Origin of the sequence: Methylobacterium iners, from assembly GCF_022179305.1 — a bacterium.
GTDB lineage: Bacteria > Pseudomonadota > Alphaproteobacteria > Rhizobiales > Beijerinckiaceae > Methylobacterium > Methylobacterium iners.
In genome coordinates this window covers 1-17,518 of sequence record NZ_BPQP01000054.1, presented here as the reverse complement: position 1 = coordinate 17,518, position 17,518 = coordinate 1, and the positions used below count along the sequence as shown (strand labels likewise).

12 protein-coding genes and 1 pseudogene are annotated in these 17,518 nt (G+C 65.1%); 2 read left to right on the top strand and 11 right to left on the bottom strand.

Features of this window, described 5'->3' with window-relative positions; all coding sequences use genetic code 11:
• Nucleotides 1–516: 516 nt before the first annotated feature.
• A complete protein-coding gene (locus MFF55_RS16645) occupies nucleotides 517–789 on the top strand; it encodes a hypothetical protein (RefSeq protein WP_238245223.1) in 273 nt (90 codons plus the stop codon).
• Between the two features lie 978 nt (nucleotides 790–1,767).
• On the opposite strand, the gene MFF55_RS16640 is transcribed toward MFF55_RS16645, so the two are convergent.
• From MFF55_RS16640 to MFF55_RS16630, 3 genes are all read right to left on the bottom strand, one after another.
• Nucleotides 1,768–2,865, bottom strand: a complete 1,098-nt coding sequence (locus MFF55_RS16640) for a two pore domain potassium channel family protein (protein WP_238245222.1) — start codon at nucleotides 2,863–2,865, stop codon at nucleotides 1,768–1,770.
• A 23-nt stretch (nucleotides 2,866–2,888) separates the two neighbouring features.
• Complete coding sequence (locus tag MFF55_RS16635) at nucleotides 2,889–3,494, bottom strand: cyclase dehydrase (RefSeq protein WP_238245221.1); 606 nt, start codon at nucleotides 3,492–3,494, stop codon at nucleotides 2,889–2,891.
• Between the two features lie 71 nt (nucleotides 3,495–3,565).
• A complete protein-coding gene (locus MFF55_RS16630; RefSeq protein ID WP_238245220.1) occupies nucleotides 3,566–4,738 on the bottom strand; it encodes a zinc-dependent alcohol dehydrogenase in 1,173 nt (390 codons plus the stop codon).
• A gap of 121 nt (nucleotides 4,739–4,859) precedes the next feature.
• Between MFF55_RS16630 and MFF55_RS16625 the strand changes: the two genes are divergently transcribed.
• Nucleotides 4,860–7,133: a PAS domain S-box protein gene (locus MFF55_RS16625; RefSeq protein ID WP_238245219.1), complete on the top strand. Its 2,274-nt coding sequence runs from the start codon at nucleotides 4,860–4,862 to the stop codon at nucleotides 7,131–7,133.
• 158 nt (nucleotides 7,134–7,291) lie between these two features.
• On the opposite strand, the pseudogene MFF55_RS16620 reads toward MFF55_RS16625, so the two are convergent.
• The 8 genes and pseudogenes from MFF55_RS16620 to MFF55_RS16585 form a co-directional block, all read right to left on the bottom strand.
• Nucleotides 7,292–9,993, bottom strand: a pseudogene (locus MFF55_RS16620) (excinuclease ABC subunit UvrA).
• Between the two features lie 715 nt (nucleotides 9,994–10,708).
• Nucleotides 10,709–11,548 carry an aldo/keto reductase gene (locus tag MFF55_RS16615; RefSeq protein WP_238245218.1) on the bottom strand — a complete coding sequence of 280 codons (840 nt, stop codon included), beginning with the start codon at nucleotides 11,546–11,548 and terminating at the stop codon, nucleotides 10,709–10,711.
• Between the two features lie 59 nt (nucleotides 11,549–11,607).
• On the bottom strand, nucleotides 11,608–12,183 hold the full coding sequence (locus MFF55_RS16610; protein ID WP_238245217.1) for a type 1 glutamine amidotransferase domain-containing protein: 576 nt from the start codon (nucleotides 12,181–12,183) through the stop codon (nucleotides 11,608–11,610).
• A gap of 200 nt (nucleotides 12,184–12,383) precedes the next feature.
• Nucleotides 12,384–12,686, bottom strand: a complete 303-nt coding sequence (locus MFF55_RS16605) for a putative quinol monooxygenase (protein WP_238245216.1) — start codon at nucleotides 12,684–12,686, stop codon at nucleotides 12,384–12,386.
• A 108-nt stretch (nucleotides 12,687–12,794) separates the two neighbouring features.
• Nucleotides 12,795–13,124, bottom strand: coding sequence for an FmdB family zinc ribbon protein (locus MFF55_RS16600; protein WP_283206758.1), 330 nt, complete (start codon nucleotides 13,122–13,124; stop codon nucleotides 12,795–12,797).
• Nucleotides 13,125–13,200: 76 nt separating this feature from the next.
• A complete protein-coding gene (locus MFF55_RS16595) occupies nucleotides 13,201–14,355 on the bottom strand; it encodes a glutathione-independent formaldehyde dehydrogenase (RefSeq protein WP_238245215.1) in 1,155 nt (384 codons plus the stop codon).
• A 1,128-nt stretch (nucleotides 14,356–15,483) separates the two neighbouring features.
• The gene (locus tag MFF55_RS16590) at nucleotides 15,484–16,605 is read right to left on the bottom strand and encodes a DUF1513 domain-containing protein (RefSeq protein WP_238245214.1); all 1,122 of its coding nucleotides are present in this window, start codon (nucleotides 16,603–16,605) and stop codon (nucleotides 15,484–15,486) included.
• Nucleotides 16,606–16,607: 2 nt separating this feature from the next.
• Nucleotides 16,608–17,518, bottom strand: a 911-nt coding sequence (locus MFF55_RS16585; protein ID WP_238245213.1) for an imelysin family protein, incomplete at its 5' end; no start/stop codon positions are given.

Here is a 17,518-nt window from a genome sequence, read left to right as displayed (position 1 = left end):
TCTCCCAGTCATCAGCACCCGCGAGAGACTATCTGATGATGAAGGATCAATAGATCGAAATGTATTCAGCGTACCATCATACGGCAGCTTTTCTGAAGTTAGTTCAAACTGTCCAGCCACTGCAAAGCTTGTGTCAGGATGCTTCTGAGCTGTCTCCACTCGGGGCCATAACTACGAGGACGCAGACATGCACAGACTTATCCACCTCAGTGACACGTGTCCGTTTCAGCTGGCCGCCCAGAAGCGGACAATCCGAAGGTCTAACAAAGGTCGGAAGCAGCGGTCGGTTCTACGGGGGGATGGGTGGCTCGGAGAAGCGCTCCCTCATGGCTTGTCAGGAAGCTTGGCAGTCTATGTGGCTCCATGCTTGGCTACACAAGCGGGGCGATGCAGCCGCCAACCTTGAAACCTCTCACCAGAGGGGCAATCTGCTCGAATTCATCAAAACACAACATAGTTAGTATGGAGATCCCTAAAGCGTGAATACTTTGGCACGGCGAATGAAGGGAAATCGCCATGCCGCTCGCGCCTTCCAATCCAGGCTGCCCTTATCTGGATGAGCTGATCGTCCTGCTCGACGAAGAAGCCGAGACACGCGAATGCCGTTATCGGCCACAGCTCATCGAGGCCCTGCGTGAACTTGAACTGCGTGCAGGGCTTTCCGGTGCCAGCACAATGACGCTCGCGCTCATCAGCCTGTCGCGGAAAAAGGTTCGGGCGAGCGAGCTGCCACCTCCGCGTCGAATGCGGTCCCGCTTGCCCGTTCTTGGCATGTTCGAGGTCCATTAAGGGTGCCTCTTGGGCCTACCCCTCCGCGAAGCGGCTACTTTGCTACTTGCCCGCCCAAAAGCGGACGGTCGCAGGTCCACCCAGTTCGGTCATAGGTTTCGCGTTCATCAGATTGCCCGGAAGCGGACACTTCCAGCGTCCGAAAAGGGTAGGAAGCGGAAGTTAGGTCCTAGCCCAAAAGCAGACCTACCGCTTGGCGCCGTTCCAAGCCATTCACGGCGTGCTTGTTTGACGCCCAAAGCGGACATTAAGGGATTGACGAGATTACCCAATTCTGATTTGCAAAGCGGCACCTACGCGGCAAGGAAATGAGCTATATTCGAATAGACGGCAATATCACGGGCGCACTACTTGTGTTTCTAGCGGCAGTGGGGGAGCCCTTGTTGTAGGGTGGAGCTCAAGGGCAATGTATTCGGGTGCGCCGTGGGCGAAGAGCTCAGCACGCATGCCAAGCAAGCAGTTGCTCAGGCGCTGCTGAAGCGAGCCGAGCCCTTGCCACTCAAGACGCCAGAGTGGGTTAGCCCGTCGGCTGTCCCTGGGAGATGACTGCAGAGCCGAGCTGACGCCCCCAGGTTTCGCTGTGGCAAATCGCAGAGGATAGGCCGAGCTGACCCACCCGCGTTTTTAAGAGCACCTGCCACTCCACTCGCGCTGAATTTAGATGAGTATCGTTGAGTGGATCTTTGCCGGTCCGCGCCCGGGTTGAGATACCATAGAAGCAGATGTGCACTCGGCAATCGCGGCTTTTCGGCTTGGCGCCTTTTGCGGAAGCTGTGACCGTCCGCTTGGCTGTAGCGCCTCAGGCAAAGATCCAGGACCGGGACAAGTGACCATCCGCCTGTCCGCGTCCGGAGGGGCTATGGTCCCATCGGGCATCGTGTGGAGGGCAATCTTTGCTGACCTCGGGGTTGCTGCCTAGCGATGGTCCTCGATGATCTTCAGGAGGATGACTTACCGACTCCCCATGGCCGAGGCGGATCATCGGTTCCGATCTCCGTCGGGTTTGAACTCGTCGACGCAGTAGGCCATCGCAGGCGCCAAGCGTGCGATATGTGGTTGCCACCGAGCCCTCGACGCGAGGTAGGTTTCAGCCCCCGTCTCGTTCGGTATCGCCTCGACGCCAGCTGCCGAGACCCGGCTGACGGCCTTCGAGTAGCGGGTGCGCCATTCCTCGTTCTCGGCGCGGGTTACGTCAACCGTGGCCGGCAGGTCTCCGGGTAGAAACGTTGTTTCGAGGGTGACGACGAGCAGCATGGCGACGCGCCAAATTGCATCTACGGCGGCGGCGTCCTTCAGCCATGCTGCCTGATGGTCTGCAATCCCGCTGCGGATCAGTGACACCGTGTCGAGGGCAATGAATGTTTGTGCCGAGACCGAATAGAAGGGCTCCTGAAAGCGAAAGTAGAACAGCACGGGATAGAAGTGATGCGCTTCCTTCATCTCGGCCATGGTCCCGGCGATATCGGCCAAGTGGGTGTAGCCCGTACTGAACTGCCCTTCCGGCGCGAGGCGGGCCAGAAGTTCGGCCGCGTCCGAGGTTTCCCCCGCCAAAAGACGCAGCTTCAGTCCGAGGGCATTGCGCTGCCGAAGCGCGGTGTAGACCTGCATCACGTAGGTCAGGACCAGCGACGTCACCGACATTCCCACAAGCGAGTTTGCTAGATAGATTAAGCGGTAGCCATCCGTGGCCGGCTTGAAGTCGCTGGCCCCAACGATCGCCATGCTGCTACCGCCTGCGTAGAGCGCTGTGATGAAATCGGTCGGCGTCTCGCCGCTGCCCGCCCGGACGGCCGCACCGAGGGCGGGATGGATGATCAGGCCGGCGCCTAGTGTAAGTCCCAGGGACCAGAACAACACGTAGACAATGAGGATGACTGGCCCGCAAAAGGAGAGCACGGCACCGCGCTTCCGTCCGGATGCGTCCGCGGCACGGCGGAAGATTGCCCAGACGAGGTGCGCGGCCCGGTCCGCGAATAGACCTGTGCCGATGCGCGCGTAGAGGACGGTCAGGAAGACGTCGGCGAGGACGAGAACCATGATGAGCGCGCCCGACGCTCGTTCGAGAACAGGCAGCATCGCGCTAGCCATCCTTCCAGCCTTCAGGCGTTGGCGAGCGTCCAGGGACGCATCGCCTCCGGGCCGATGACGTCGGATGGCGGTCTGAAGTCGCGCGCGGCGCCCCGCATCGCCTCGGCACGCTGGCGGAAGCCACTGCGGCGGCGGTAGTCACGTCGGACCTTCTGGGAAGGGCTGAGCGGTGCTCCCAACAAGTTCTGCGCACAGATCACGTCGAGGGCCGTCACGCCGGCTAAAGCCACGAGCGCGATCAGGACGTTGTCTTTACGCGGGTTGTGGCCCTCAAGCCCGGGCAGCACCGTGGCGATGTCGAGCGCGTCTCCTGCCACCCGTGCCGAGATCCAGGGGGTTGGATCGCGCGCACCTAAGATCCCCACACCCTGCAGGATCTCGCGCACACCGTAGGCTCGGATGACCGGGGTTGTGCGCGGCATTCCGAGCCAGCGAGCAATGGCGCCGCCGTAGGCTATTTCGGTCACCCCAAGGCCGATCGAGAACCAGCCTAGGCCGTGGGCAAGCCCTCGGGTTGCAGGATCCGGCCTACGACGCGGATCTGAGGTGAGAGAGCTCCGCAACGCCGAAGGGTCAGGAGCGCGGCTCCTGTCGCGTCGAGACATAGCCTCAGACATGCTGACGTCCTCGCTGTCGCAATGAGACGAAGTGGGCAGGCCCGCCGCAGCGCGGCGGACCGTGGAGGCGCTTAAGGTCTCAGTACGACCTTGATGCAGTTGTCCTTCTTGTCGCGGAAGGTCTTGTACATCTCCGGACCCTCTTCGAGCCCCGCCCGGTGGGTGATCACGAAGGAGGGATCGATCTGCCCGTCGTCGATGCGCTTGACGAGATCGTCCGTCCAACGGTTCACGTGGGTCTGACCCGTGCGGATGGTCAGACCCTTGTTCATCAGGGCGCCCATGGGGATCTTGTCCACAAGCCCGCCATAGACGCCGGGGATCGAGATGACGCCGGCCGGACGGCACACATAGATCATCTCGCGCAGCACCGGGGCTCGGTCGCTCTCCAGCATCACCGCCTGTTTGAGGCGATCGTAAGCGTGCTCCAGCGCCCGGGGCGAATGCGCCTCCATGCCGACGGCATCGATGCACTTCTCCGGACCCTTGCCGCCCGTGAGTTCGTTCAGGCGCTCAACGACGCTCTCCTGGCTATTGTCAATGGTGATTGCACCGCCTGCCCGCGCCATGTCCAAGCGCTCAGGAACGCTGTCGATGCAGACCACCTGCTTAGCCCCAAGCAGGAGCGCGGAGCGCAGCGTCATTTGTCCGACCGGACCGGCGCCCCAGATTGCCACCGTGTCGGTCGGCTGGATATCGGCCTGCACGGCCGCCTGCCATCCGGTCGGGAAGATGTCACCGAGGAACAGCACCTGCTCGTCGGTGAGCCCCTCCGGCACCTTGATGTGTGTCTTGTCAGCAAAGGGTACGCGGACGTACTCGGCTTGCCCGCCCTGATAGCCGCCGGTGAGGTGGGTATAGCCGAACAATCCCGCGGTGGTGTGGCCGAAGGCCTTGGCCGCGATGTGCTTGTTACGGTTCGATCGTTCGCAGACCGAGAAGTAGCCGCGCTTGCACTGGTCGCACTCGCCGCAGATGATCGTGAAGGGGATGACGACACGTTCACCCTTCCGGAGTGCACCATTGACGCCCTTGCCCATCTCGACGACCTCGCCCATGAACTCGTGGCCCATGACGTCGCCCTTCTCCATGCCAGGCATGAAGTGGTCGTAGAGGTGCAGGTCCGAGCCGCAGATCGCGCAGGCCGTGACCTTGATGATGGCGTCGCGATCATCCTCGATCTTGGGATCGGGAACCGTGTCGCAGCGGATATCCTGAGTGCCGTGCCAAACCAATGCTCTCATAGGGATCTCCTCGGAAGCGTTGAGGTCTCACCTTTTCGAACGACTTGAGGCCGAGCCATACGGATGATCACTAGGGATACATCCGGGGCGTGGGTTGTTAGCCCACGGAAGGGCCTAAATTATGGGAGACAATCATCGCGCATCGAGCGACTTTGATGTCGCTGACACGTCCGGCCAAAGGCTGGGCGAGGAACTCACCCGGCAGGATCAAACGCTGCTCGTTGCGGTTCTGGAGTTACTTCCGCTCGGCGTCGGTGTTTACGACCATCGTGGCGATCTTCTTCATGCAAACGCGCTCATGCGCGATTACGTCGGTCTTACAGGGCCGTCCTCTTACAACCCGGATCTATCAGGCCGCTGGCAGGGGTACGACTTTCACAATCGGCCGATTCCCCCTGATCGCTACCCAGGCAATCGAGCCCTGCGCGGCGAGACGGTTAGGCCGGGCATCGATCTAGTTCATATCGACCATGATGGACGTGAACGATGGAAGCGCGTCAGCGCCGCTCCCCTTCATCCGAAGACTGCCATGGCAGGCAATGTCATCGTCATCGTCCAAGATGTGGGCGATCTCGAGGAAGCCGCGAAACGAAGCGGGGCGGCATCGATAGAATCGGCAAGCCAGCTACGCTTCCTTGAAGCGACGCTCTCGTCGATTCCTGATTTCGTCTACGCCTTCGATCGTGAACGACGTTTCGCCTACGCGAACGAAGCCATGCTGGGCTTTTTCGGCCTCCCCGCGAGCGCGATGCTTGGCAGAACGCTCGCAGACCTCAATTATCCACCTGACCTCGCCAAAGATCTCAACGGCCACATCGACCGCGTCCTGAACGAGGGCGTAACGACTGAGGGCGAATTCTACTACCGAAGCCCAAGCGGTTGCGGCGCCTACTATGACTTCCTCTGGGGCCCCCTCCGCGCAGCCGATGGCTCGATTAAATTTGTCGTCGGCGTTTCTCGTAATACGAGCGAACGCCACGCTATGGAGGAGAAGCTTAAAAGGAGTGAGGCTCGGCTCAGGGCCGCGACCGATCTCGTGTGTCTGGGCATCTACTCGTGGGACCCGACTACCGGGGCGCTCACATGGGACGAGCGCATCCGCGCGATGTGGGGCTTACCCGCTGACGAACCGGTCGACATCGCCGTCTTCGAGGCAGGAGTTCATCCAGACGACCTCACACGCGTTCGTGACGCAATCGCTGTATGTATCGATCCAGCCGGAAACGGTGCTTACAACATTGAATATAGGGTGATCGGGCACGTCGACGGGGAGACACGCCATATCGCGACCTCCGGTCGGACGACCTTCGCAGACGGTCACGCCGAAGGCTTTATTGGCGCCGTGATTGACGTCACATCACAACGCCATGCCGAAATGGCTATCCGGGCAAGCGAAGCGCAGTTCCGCAGTTTCGCCGAGCACAGCCGAAGCCTTATCTGGATCGGCGACGTGGAAGCCGAGCAGATCATCTACCGGAGTGCAGCTTTCGAGCGGATCTGGGGCATGCCGTGTCAGGAAGGACCTACCGCGCTCGGTGATTGGATCAAAGATGTTCACCCCGACGATCGGCAGCAGGTCGAACGGTCGCTTGCCCTCGTCAAGGCTGGCGAGGCAGTCGAATTCGAGTACCGGATCATCCGTCCTGGTGACGGCACAATTCGCTGGCTGCGCGATACCTGCTTCCCGATCGGGGGCGAGAACGGAGCGATCAAACGCATTGGTGGTATCGCCACTGATCTCTCCCAGGAGGACGAGCATCAAATCTACATCGTCAGCTCGAATTTGAGCGAAGCGCGACGGCTCGCAAACATAGTTCGGAGCCTGGAATGTCGGGTACGAACCTTCGACAGCGCGTCCACCTTCCTCGACATGGCCCCGGTCCTCGCACCGGGTTGCGTATTGGCTGATCTCCGTCAGCCAAAGAACCAGAGTCTCTTGATCCCGCGCGAGCTCAAAGCACGTTCGATCGCGATGCCGACCATCGTGCTCGGTTCACCGACGGCCGATGTTGCCTCGGCAGTTCATGCCATGAAGGCTGGCGCGGTCGACTACCTGAGTTTGAGCGACGATGATGCGCTGCGGTCCGCGTTGCTCACCGCGATTCGGGAGTGTCATAGTGGCGTCCGGCCAACGACCATAGATGAGAGTGCTGCGGCCCGGTTGGGACGATTGACACCCCGAGAACGCCAAGTTCTTGTTGGTCTCGTTGACGGCGGTACTAACAAGACAATCGGGCAGAAGCTCGGTATTAGTTCCCGGACGGTGGAATTGCATCGCGCCCAGGTCATGAGCCGCCTGAACGCGGGAAACCTAATGGAATTGCTCCAAATCGCTCTTGCAGCAGGGATGGAGTCTACGAGCAGCGCAGGTCGCAACCAACGGAAACCTACCTAGGATCGTTCCGACCTTATCTGCTTTGAAGCATTCGTCAGATAAGGCTGAATGGCCACCGCAGGTGCAAAGTCGAACGTCGGCTTTCGGGCGACTGTTCAACGACGGTTTCTCACCTCGGCCTGCCCTTCGCCGGCAACAGCTCCATGGTCCGCTGAAGGTTACGTCGGATGTTGGGGTAACGAGCCCTTGCTTTCGTAGGCATAAAGCTGTTCCCACAGATAGGGTGCCGTACGGCTCGCACGTGCCTCGGCCACTACCCCGGGACGGCCAGCCGCCACGACAGTTCCACCTATTTTTCTGGCCCCGGGCCCCACATCGATGACGTGATCGGCTCCCGCGACAACGCGCATGTCGTGTTCGACCATGACGACCGTGTTGCCCGCATCGACTAAGCTGTTGAGCTGGAGCATGAGGCGATCGACGTCGGTCGGGTGCAATCCGGTCGTTGGCTCGTCGAGGACGTAGAGCGTGCCCCCGCGCTGCCCTCTCTGCAACTCGGTCGCGAGCTTGATGCGCTGAGCCTCTCCGCCGGAGAGTTCGGTCGCCGGCTGGCCCAGGCGAAGGTAGCCGAGGCCGAGATCCCGCAGCACGATGAGCGGCCGCAGCACCAAGGGCTGGTCCGCGAAGGCCGTGCAGGCGCGCTCGACCGTCAGCCCGAGCACATCCGCGATGGTCAGCCCATTCCAGGTGACCTCCAGCGTCTCCGGCGCGTAGCGGGAGCCGTGGCAGGTTGGGCAAGGGGCGTAGACGCTCGGCATGAACAGGAGTTCGACGCTGACGAAACCCTCGCCCTCCAGGCCGGGCAGCGGCCATTCGCGACGTTGAAGGAGAAGCGGCCTGCGTCGTAGCGGCGTCGGCGTGCCTCGGGCGTGGCGGCGAACAGTTTGCGGACGGCGTTGAACAGGCCGGTATAGGTCGCGAGGTTCGAGCGGGGTGTACGTCCGATCGGCTTCTGATCGACCTTCACCAGACGCCGGATACCCCTCATGCCGCCAACGATGCGTCCCTCTGTCGGGCCCGGCGCATCGTCAAGCGGATCTTCCGGTTCGTCGTCGGTGCCGACGGGCCGTCCGAGGCGATCGCCGACGAGTTCCAAGAGGGCCTGGCTGACGAGACTCGACTTGCCGGAGCCAGAGATGCCCGTGACAGCGGTTAGGCAGGCCAGCGGGAACGAGGCCGAGACGCCGCGCAGGTTATTGCGAACGATCCCTTCCAGGTGCAGCCATTCAGAGGCCTCGCGCCCCGGGCGCTGGGGCGGTGCGGCCAACCCGAACAGATGGAGGCGCGTGCGCGACGCCTCAACCGCACGCAGGCCCTCCGGCGGGCCGCTGTAGAGCACGGTTCCCCCATGCTCGCCCGCCGCCGGGCCGACATCGACCAGCCAGTCGGCGCGGCGCATCGTGCCGATGTCGTGCTCGACGACGAACAGCGAATTGCCCGCGGCGAGTAGCCCGGCGAGCGCGTCGTGCATGGCATCCCCGTCGGCGGGGTGCAGCCCCGCCGTGGGCTCATCAAGCACGTAGGCCACGCCGAAGAGCTGCGAGCGGAGCTGGGTGGCAAGGCGCAGGCGCTGCAACTCGCCCGACGACAGGGTCGTGGTCACCCGGTCTAGCGACAGGTAGCCGAGGCCCAGCTCCATGAGCGTTCCAATCCGGTCGACGAGATCAGCGGCGAGACGCTGGGCGGCGAGGCGCTTCTCGATGGAGAGGTTCGGCGTTGCGCGCACGTCCGGCGCACCGGCGTGGGCCGACTCTCCGGAGGCGGCACGCCGAGCCCGATCCCGCCGGCCCGCCTCGCGATCGAGCGTCCCGGGGTCGGCGTTGCCGGCGGTGTCGTCATCGGGCAGCCTGTCCTCGGCGGCCGGCCGCATGGTCTCGGCGAGGTCGGAGAGCGGCATGCGCGACAAGTCACCGATATCGAGGCCGGCGAAGGTGACCGAGAGCGCCTGGGGCTTCAGGCGCTTGCCGTGGCAGGCGGGGCAGTCCTCGCCAACGAGGTAGCGCGCCGCCCGTCGGCGCATGAGAGCGCTCTGCGACTTGGTGAAGGTCCCGAGCACGTAGCGGCGGGCGCCCGTGAACGTGCCCCTATAGCTCGGCTCCATCCGACGCTTTCGGGCGAGCCGCGTCTGCTCCGGGGAGAGCCCGGCGTAGACCGGCTCTTGCGGTTGGTCGTCCGTGAACAGAATCCAGTCCCGAAGCGCCCTCGGCAGGTCCTTCCAGGGCGTGTCGACATCGACCCCCCGGCTCACCAGGATGTCCCGCAAATTCTGCCCGCCCCAGGCCTGCGGCCAGGCCGCGACGGCACGCTCGCGGATCGTCAGCGAAGGGTCGGGCACCATGGACGCTTCCGTCGCATGGTAGACCCGCCCGAGTCCGCCGCAGGACGGGCAGGCGCCCTGAGGCGTGTTGGGCGAGAAGTCCTCCGCGTATAGCATCGGCTGGCCCGGCGGGTAGGTGCCGGCGCGCGAGTACATCATCCGCACGAGGCTGGACAGGGTGGTGACGCTGCCGACCGAGGAGCGAGCGCTCGGCGAGCCGCGCTGCTGCTGGAGGGCGACGGCCGGGGGGAGCCCCTCGATGGCGTCGACGTCTGGCACGCCGACTTGGTCGATCATCCTCCGCGCGTAGGGTGCGACCGACTCGAAGTATCGCCGCTGGGCTTCGGCATAGAGCGTGCCGAAGGCGAGCGACGACTTGCCAGAGCCGGAGACACCTGTGAACACCACGAGGGCGTCGCGCGGCAGCTCCACGTCGACGTCGCGCAAGTTGTGCTCCCTGGCACCCGAGACCGTGACGTAGCCCGGCCGTCCTGCGCCTGATCGAGCAATCCTGACCAGTTCTCTGGGTTTCGGTTGGTCCACGGAACTTCCTCTCGACGCTTTCTTTCTCGCAGGACATCGAACGTTGCCGTGACGACTAGAGACTCAGGAGCGCGGGACTTACGCAACAGTGGATCGCTCGGTATGCGCGCAGGCGGTTCAAACGAAATCTGCAGCTACCATCCTTGGCAAGCGGGCAAGTTTTGCCAGGTGTTAATTTTTGAAAGCTCAAGAAGGCCGAAGGAGCGTTTGCACCGCGTGGGTCGGAGAAGATCTCGCTTGCACCCGGCTTAGAAACAGCCCTGGCAGCACACCCGCATTGGCATTGAACGACAATCGTCTGCGGTGGGCCGCCTCGGGCGACGCTTGGAGTGCTGCCTTTTGATGGCGCCATGTGCGGCGCAAAATCGCTCGCGCCGACGATGGAGAGGATTCTGCCGCCGAGGTAGACGGCGGTAACAAGGTCCGTGAGCCTCTCACCGCTGCTGGCCCGGACGCGAGGAGCATCGACCAGGTCAAGACCAGCAGTCGAGGATGGCCGGCCCGCAGAACGACAACACCATCGTCTAATAGCGTCCGGGTATAAACGCGGAACAGCCGCCATGTCAGCTGCGGCGCTTGGGGCTGAGGATGCCCGTTCCGACGCGGGCATAGAGCACCGTCAGGAACACGGTCAGCATTACGACCGCGCCAAAGTCCTGCTCTGAAGCACGCATCGTGATCCGCTCCTTCCTGCTGTGCCGGATTTTCAAAGGCCCTACAGCATGGGAAGCCGGCGCGGTCGGGAGCCGAGCGGGAATGCCACGGCGATCCGGGCGACTTCGGCTTCTGTCAGCCGCAGCGCGCCGGCGCCAGCGTTGTCGGCGGCGTGCTCAGGGCTGGACGCTTTGGGGATCGTGAACATGGACGGCCGCCGCACTAGGAAGCGGAGCGCCACTTGGCGCGCGGTCGCGCCGTGGCTTGACGCGATCTCTTCCAGCACGCGGCCGCCCGGTGTGTGCGGGCCGGGAAAGCTGCCATGGCCGAACGGGCTGTAGGCGACGGGGGCTACGCCGTGCTCCTCGCACCAGGGCACCACGGCATGCTCAATTGCACGCTCCTCCAGGTGGTAGAGCACTTGGTTGCAGGCGATCCGGCCCTCGCCACCGGCTTTCCAGGCGGCATCGAGGTCGGGTACGTCGAAGTTGCTTACCCCCCAGGACAGGATCTTGCCCTGCTCGCGGAGCCGCTCGAAGCCCGCGAAGGTGTCCTCCAGTGGGTGCGGACCGGGCCAGTGCAGGAGGTAGCAGTCCAGCCTGTCGGTGCGAAGGCGCGCGAGCGAGCGCTCGCAGGCCGCCACGGTCCCGGCACGCGAAGCGTTGCTGGGCATGACCTTGGAGACGAGGAAGATCTCGTCGCGCCGCCCGGCGATAGCCTCGCCGACCACGGTCTCGGCGTCGCCGTACATCTCGGCCGTGTCGATGTGGGTCATGCCGAGGTCGAGGCCCCGCTGCAGGGCGGCGACAGCGGTGGGTCGGTGCACGTCGTCGATGTACCAGGTTCCCTGGCCGATCACCGCAATCTCACGCGGCACCGGACCGAACAGGCGCCGCTCCATGCGCTCCGGTCCCGAGGAAGAAGATGTGTGCTGTGCAGGGCCGACCGCGGCTGTCGGTCTCATCGCGCGGCTGCCCGCCGCGACGACCCGCATGCACTCGCGAACAGCTCGATCACGGCCGGGTTGAAGGCCGGGATGTCGTCGGGCTTGCGGCTCGTGACCAGGCCCTGATCGACGACGACCTCCTGATCCACCCACTCCGCCCCGGCGTTCTCGAGGTCGGTCTTCAGCGACGGCCAGGAGGTCAGGCGCCGTCCGCGTGCGGCGCCCGCCTCGATGATGGTCCAGGGTCCGTGGCAGATCGATGCCACGGGCTTGCCGGTGTCGAAGAAGGCTTTCGCGAACGCGACCGCCTCGGGCAGCGCCCGGAGCTGGTCCGGGTTGATGACGCCGCCCGGCAGCAGCAGCGCGTCGTAGTCATCGGGCCGGGCCGCCCTGAGGGGCATGTCTACCGGGAAGGTGTCGCCCCACTCCGTAAAGTTCCAGGCCTTCACCTGACCGTCCTTGGGCGAGACGAGCTGGGTCTCGGCGCCGGCCTCGTCGAGCGCCTTGCGCGGCTCGGTCATCTCGACCTGCTCGAAGCCGTCCGTCACAAGGATCGCCACCTTCAGGCCGTTGAGAGCGTCAGAAGCCATGGTTGCATCTCCGTTCGACAAGGATTGAGTTCGGGACGGCGCTAACCGCCCACTCGGACGCAGCGGCCCGCTCGAGGAGAAGACGCGGCCGTTCGAGTTGACGCCGGAGCTGAGCGGCTGAACGCTCAGATCGCGGTCCCTTCGGCAAGCATGAGAGCATTCTCGGCCTCCGCCTGTGATCCATGGCGCACCGACCCCCGCTACTTGGGAAGCTTCGAGGCGAGCACGTCGATTTCCTCGATCGAAGGCGCCTCGGAGAACAACTCGGACGCCTGCTCTTTCAGCGCCTGCGCGACGCCGCCGGAAAGATGAGCTTGGCGGCCCGCCTCGTCGGGAAAGGCGTCAAAGATTCCAAAGGTCGACGGTCCGATCCGAACGGCGAACCAGGCTGTCGTCGCTGGCTCTTGCTCGACCATCGAGAGACCGCCACGCAGAAAGCTTTCCACATCGGCCTCTCTTCGGGGCTTTGCTTCCAGTCGTACGAACAGCGCCTTGGTCACCATGGCGGGCCTCCTTCGAGGGTGAGGACTTGTCGTTCCAGCCCAGCGTTGGCCGCTCGCCAAAGCGAAGGCGACGACCAAAGTCGGGGCTTCCTCAGCGCATTGGACGGCTTACGGCCCGCTCCGAGGCAGCGGGCCGCTCGACGAGAAAACACGGCCGGTCGAAGACAGTGCGCCCGGCATCGGCGACCGGCGCATGCAACAGCCGCAGCCGGCGGGATGGGCCGCCTTCGCGGGGCCTCGGCTGCTCGCGTCACGCTCGTGCGAGGCGAGGACGCTACGCCGGGTCGGGTCCATTCCGGCGATGGCCGGAGCGCTGAGGAATATCCGCGACGCCCCGCTGCCGCATTCCGGGCAAGCGCAAGGATCCCGGAACTGCGCCATCGGCCGCATCGCCGCGAACGGCCCGCACGCTTCACACGCGTAGTCGTAGATCGGCATGGCGTCCTCACGCTCGGGCCCGTTCGTCGGGATGGCGGATGGGCCGGGCGTGCGGATGCCCGCCCGGCTTGGCACATCATGCGGCGGGCTTGAGGATCACCTTGGTCCAGCCTTCGTCGCGCGCGTCGAAGTGCTGATAGGCCTTCGGCGCCTCTCCCAGCGGAAGCTCATGCGAAACGATGAAGGACGGCTTCGCGCGGCCCGTCGACATGAGGTCGCGTAGCTGCCGGTTATAGGCTTTCACGTTGCATTGGCCGACGCCGATCGTCTGGCCCTTGAACCAGAAGAGGCCATGGTCGAACACGATCTCGCCCTGCTTGTAGAGCGGGTCCTGCGGAGCCGGATCCTGGGGAGTGAAGACGCCGACCACGCCGATGCCGCCAGTGAATTTCACCGATTTGACCAAGTCATTCATGGTCATGTTGGGGTGCTCGTGACCTTGCGGATCATGCGCCTGGTAGCCGACGCACTCGCAGCCACGGTCGGCCCCGATGCCGTTCGTCAACTCAAGCACCTGGTCCACCGCGGAGCCTTTGGAATCGTCGATGGGCAAGGCTCCGATCGAGCCCGCAAGGCGCAGGCGGTCGGGATGGCGATCGACGATCATGACCATGCAGGCGCCTTTGATCATCGCCGCATGGGCAGCCATGAGGCCGACCGGGCCGGCTCCGTAGATGACGATCGACTCGCCGGGTCGCAGTCCTGCAAGCTCGGTGGCGTGCCAGCCGGTCGGAAAGATGTCGGCCAGCATCACATAGTCGCTCTGCCGCTCCTCCGCGTCCGGCGGCAACTTCAGGCAATTGTAATCACCGTATGGGACGCGCAGCAGGTCGGCCTGGCCGCCCCGATACGGTCCCATGTCGGCGAAGCCGTAGGCGGCGCCAGCCATATTCGGCACAACGCTTCGATCCGCGGTCGTCAGGCAGAAGGCGCTCAAGCCACGCTCGCAGTTCTTGCAAAACCCACAGCCGATGTTGAAGGGGATGGCGACCCAATCACCGACCTTCACCCGATCGACGGCGTTGCCAACCTCGGCCACCTTACCGAGGTTCTCGTGTCCGAACACGCCGCCCTGCGGGAAGTCGGTCCGGCCCTCGTACATGTGCAGGTCGGAGCCGCAGATGTTGGTGCTCGTGATCCGCACCAGCACGTCGGTCGGTCTCTCGATGCGCGCGTCGGGCACGTCCTGCACCGCGACGTCGCGCGGGCCGTTATAGACGACTGCCCTCATCGCGCTCTCCTGACCTGAAGCCGCAAACTCAATGGGAAGCGTGTCATGCAGTCGGCGGTCGGAATATCCGGCAGATTCCTAAGGTGTTCTCCGTAGCCAGGTTTGGACCTCGTCAAGCTTAGCTAGTAGTTCTGCATTGCATGCATGAGGACGGCCAGTTAGTAACGACACCTGTAGCTCAGTTCGAGGGCGCTCACTTTTTTGGAGATGCAGAAGCATGTTCAAAATCCGCGTTTCCGGTGCGCTTTCTGCGAAGCGGATCAATGGCCTCCGGCTAGCGGCACTCGTACAAAGGTGGCTCACTAGATGTCCGCTTTCGGGTTTCGCGGCGGGAAGTGCGAATGACCCAGTCGGCTGGTTAGGAGGACGTCCGTTTTTCTGATGCTCCTTCCCCAAGCCGACTAGCCGCTTTCGGCCAACCTCGGGCATTCAAAGCTGCTCAGATTGCCGGCAAGCGGACCTTTTGAAGATCCGAGAAGGGTCGTGAGCAGAACTGGGCGCGACGCCCAGAAGAGGACGTTCCGGCTCCCTCGTAAGGGGGCTGAGCTTTAGGTGAAAATCGAGGTGGCCTCGCTGTCCATGATGAGGAGATGCAAGACGGGCCGAACCAGGATCTGGGAAATTTCCAGGTCATGATTGGGTGCTAAAGGCTCTGGAGAATCACAATCACCGTCCTGGACGATAGGTCCATAGAAGTGGTACACATCGGGTGTTGAACGCGTCCGCTAAGTCATTGTTTTTACTTCAGTAACAGCGCTGTGGAGACATTCCCTCCGTCTCCGCCACATTCCTCAGAACGCCTTCCTGGTCCGTGAGCGGGTTCGCCGATCCCGTCGTACAACCGGGATTATACGCGTGCGTTCGCGCCACTCGGTGCGCGGCGGGACCGCCAGCGTTTCCCGGATCCGCATCCAAGAAGGGCTCGATCAGGGCTTCCGCCTCGATCGATCCGCATCACACTCGGCACAGTGCCAATTCGCCGGGATGTCAGGTTTTCGACACGCTGCCCATCGGTCGGTGCCAGCGGCATACCGATAGGCAGCGGCTTTACGATTGGCACGGCCAGCGCACGCTGCTCCGCAACCACCGCCATCGCGCCACCGAAATCTTGGGTAGCTTGCTGGCTTGCTAAAGCCGCCGCAAGTGGTTGTCCCAAGCCATGGCCGGGAGCGCTCCGGCCAGCCTCCGCGCCTCCGGTGCGTCGATCGCCATCACGCGAGCCCCCTCGTGGCCCGAGGATACGAGGAAGGCTTCCCGAGCGCCCGGCCCATCCCGCACCGGCGCGATGCCGCAGACGTCCCGCAGGGGCCGCCGTCCGAGATAGCGCCCGCTGGCCCGCTCCCAGAAGGCCGCGGTGCCGCCCCGGGGCGAGGTCGCGGCGATGATGCCCTCCGAGGCGCTCAAGGCGACGGAGCCGACGTAGTTGTCGAGGGAAGCGAGGTCTTCCTCCGGCATGTCGAGGAAGCGCGTCGCGCCGCTCCGGTCGAGGAGGCCGACGAGGGGTGAGCCCTCGGCCCGGTCTCCCTCCCACTGGCAGGCGAACACGGCCTCGCCGTCGCCCGCCACCGCGAGGTGGCGGATGCTGAGCGGCCGCAGCGCCGGGCCGAGATCGACGCGGTTGCGGGCCTCGCCGGTCGAGGGATCGATCAGGGCGAGGCTCGGGCGCATCCCGTCCGGGTTGAGGATCTCGCGCCCCGTCTCGGGATGGGTGCGCGTGCCCCCGTTGGCGACGAGGAGCAGGCCGCCGGCCATGAGCGCGAGGTCGTGCGGCCCGATCCCGTGGGTCGGCAGCTCGCCGACGCGGCGGTAGCCGGCGGTGGCGTCGTAGAGGCCGAGCGCGCCCTCGCCGGTGCGGACCCGGTTCTCCGTGGCGTAGAGCAGGCGGCCGTCGGGCGAGAAGGTGCCGTGGCCGAAGAAGTGGCGCTCGGGCGGCGTCGTGATCACGCGGCCGACCGTGCCCGTGCCGCGGTCGACCACCGCCGCCCAATTGCCGGGGCGGCGGGCGAAGACCACGATCTCCGGCGAGCCCGGCCGCGCCGTCACGTCGTGGCCGCGGGCGGGCAGGCGCGTCCGGAACAGGAGCCCGCCGTCGAGGTCGAAGGCCGCGATCGCGGCGCCCTCGCCGTCGCCGGATTCCATCGCCGCCGAGACGAAGACGGGCGGCGCGGCGCCGGCCCGGGCCGCGCGCGGGTCGAGCCCGGCGGCGAGCGCAGCCCCGAGGCTCGCCAGGAACGAGCGGCGGTCGAGCATGCTCAATCCCCGTCCCGGCTGTTGAAGCCGATCGTGATCCCGAGAGCCTCAGCATAGGCCGGCCCGCAGACCGCGCGGGCCGAGGCGACGGCATCGCGCAGGAGAACGAGGCGCCCGCGGCCCTTGGGGTCCGCGGCGAGCGCGCCGAGCTCGGCGCTGCCGGCGGCGAGGCCGTCGGCCACCGAGCGCGCCGTGGCGGCGCCCGCCTCGACTGCGCGGAGGCGCTCGGGCTCGTGGGAAAGGGCCGCGCGGGTAAAAGCCTCGGCGGCGGCGAGGTTGAGCGCGATGGCGCGGAGCGAGCGCCCCGCGCGCCAGCCCTCCGCCAGGAGAGGCCGGGCACCGTCCGGCCCCTTGCCGAGAACGGTGGCGAGCTTGGCGTCCTCGACCGCCTCGATCTGCGCGAGCTGGTCGGTGGCCAGCCGCGTCAGGATCTCGCGCGCGGCCTCCGGGCTCGCCCGCTCGTAGGCCGCCGCCTCGCCCTCGTTCCCCGTCCAGCCGCTCAGGGTCTCGGCGCCGATCTCGCGCAGGTTCCCGGCGATCGCCGCACCGAGCGCCCGGCGGCGCCCGCCGGCCGGTGCCGCGAGCTCGTCGGCGGCCCTGGCGGCCCCGCCCTCGGCCTCGCCGTAGAGCAGCCGCTCGAGGGCCGTCAGGCCCTGGCCGGCGACGCTGGCGCGGCGCAGCCGCTCGGGCGTGAGGTCGCCCGTCTCCTCGAGCAGCCCCGCGACGGCGCGGCTCACCGCGTTGCGGCGCTCCGGCCAATGGGCCACGCGCTCGAAGCGGTTCTCAACCGCGATCGGGCCGGCGCACACCGCCTCGATGCCGGACCAGGCATCGGCCGCGGCCTGGAACGCCTGCCGCAGGCCCGCGACGCCCGCCGGGTCGGGCCCGGCGCGGAACGCCTCCCAGGCCGCGG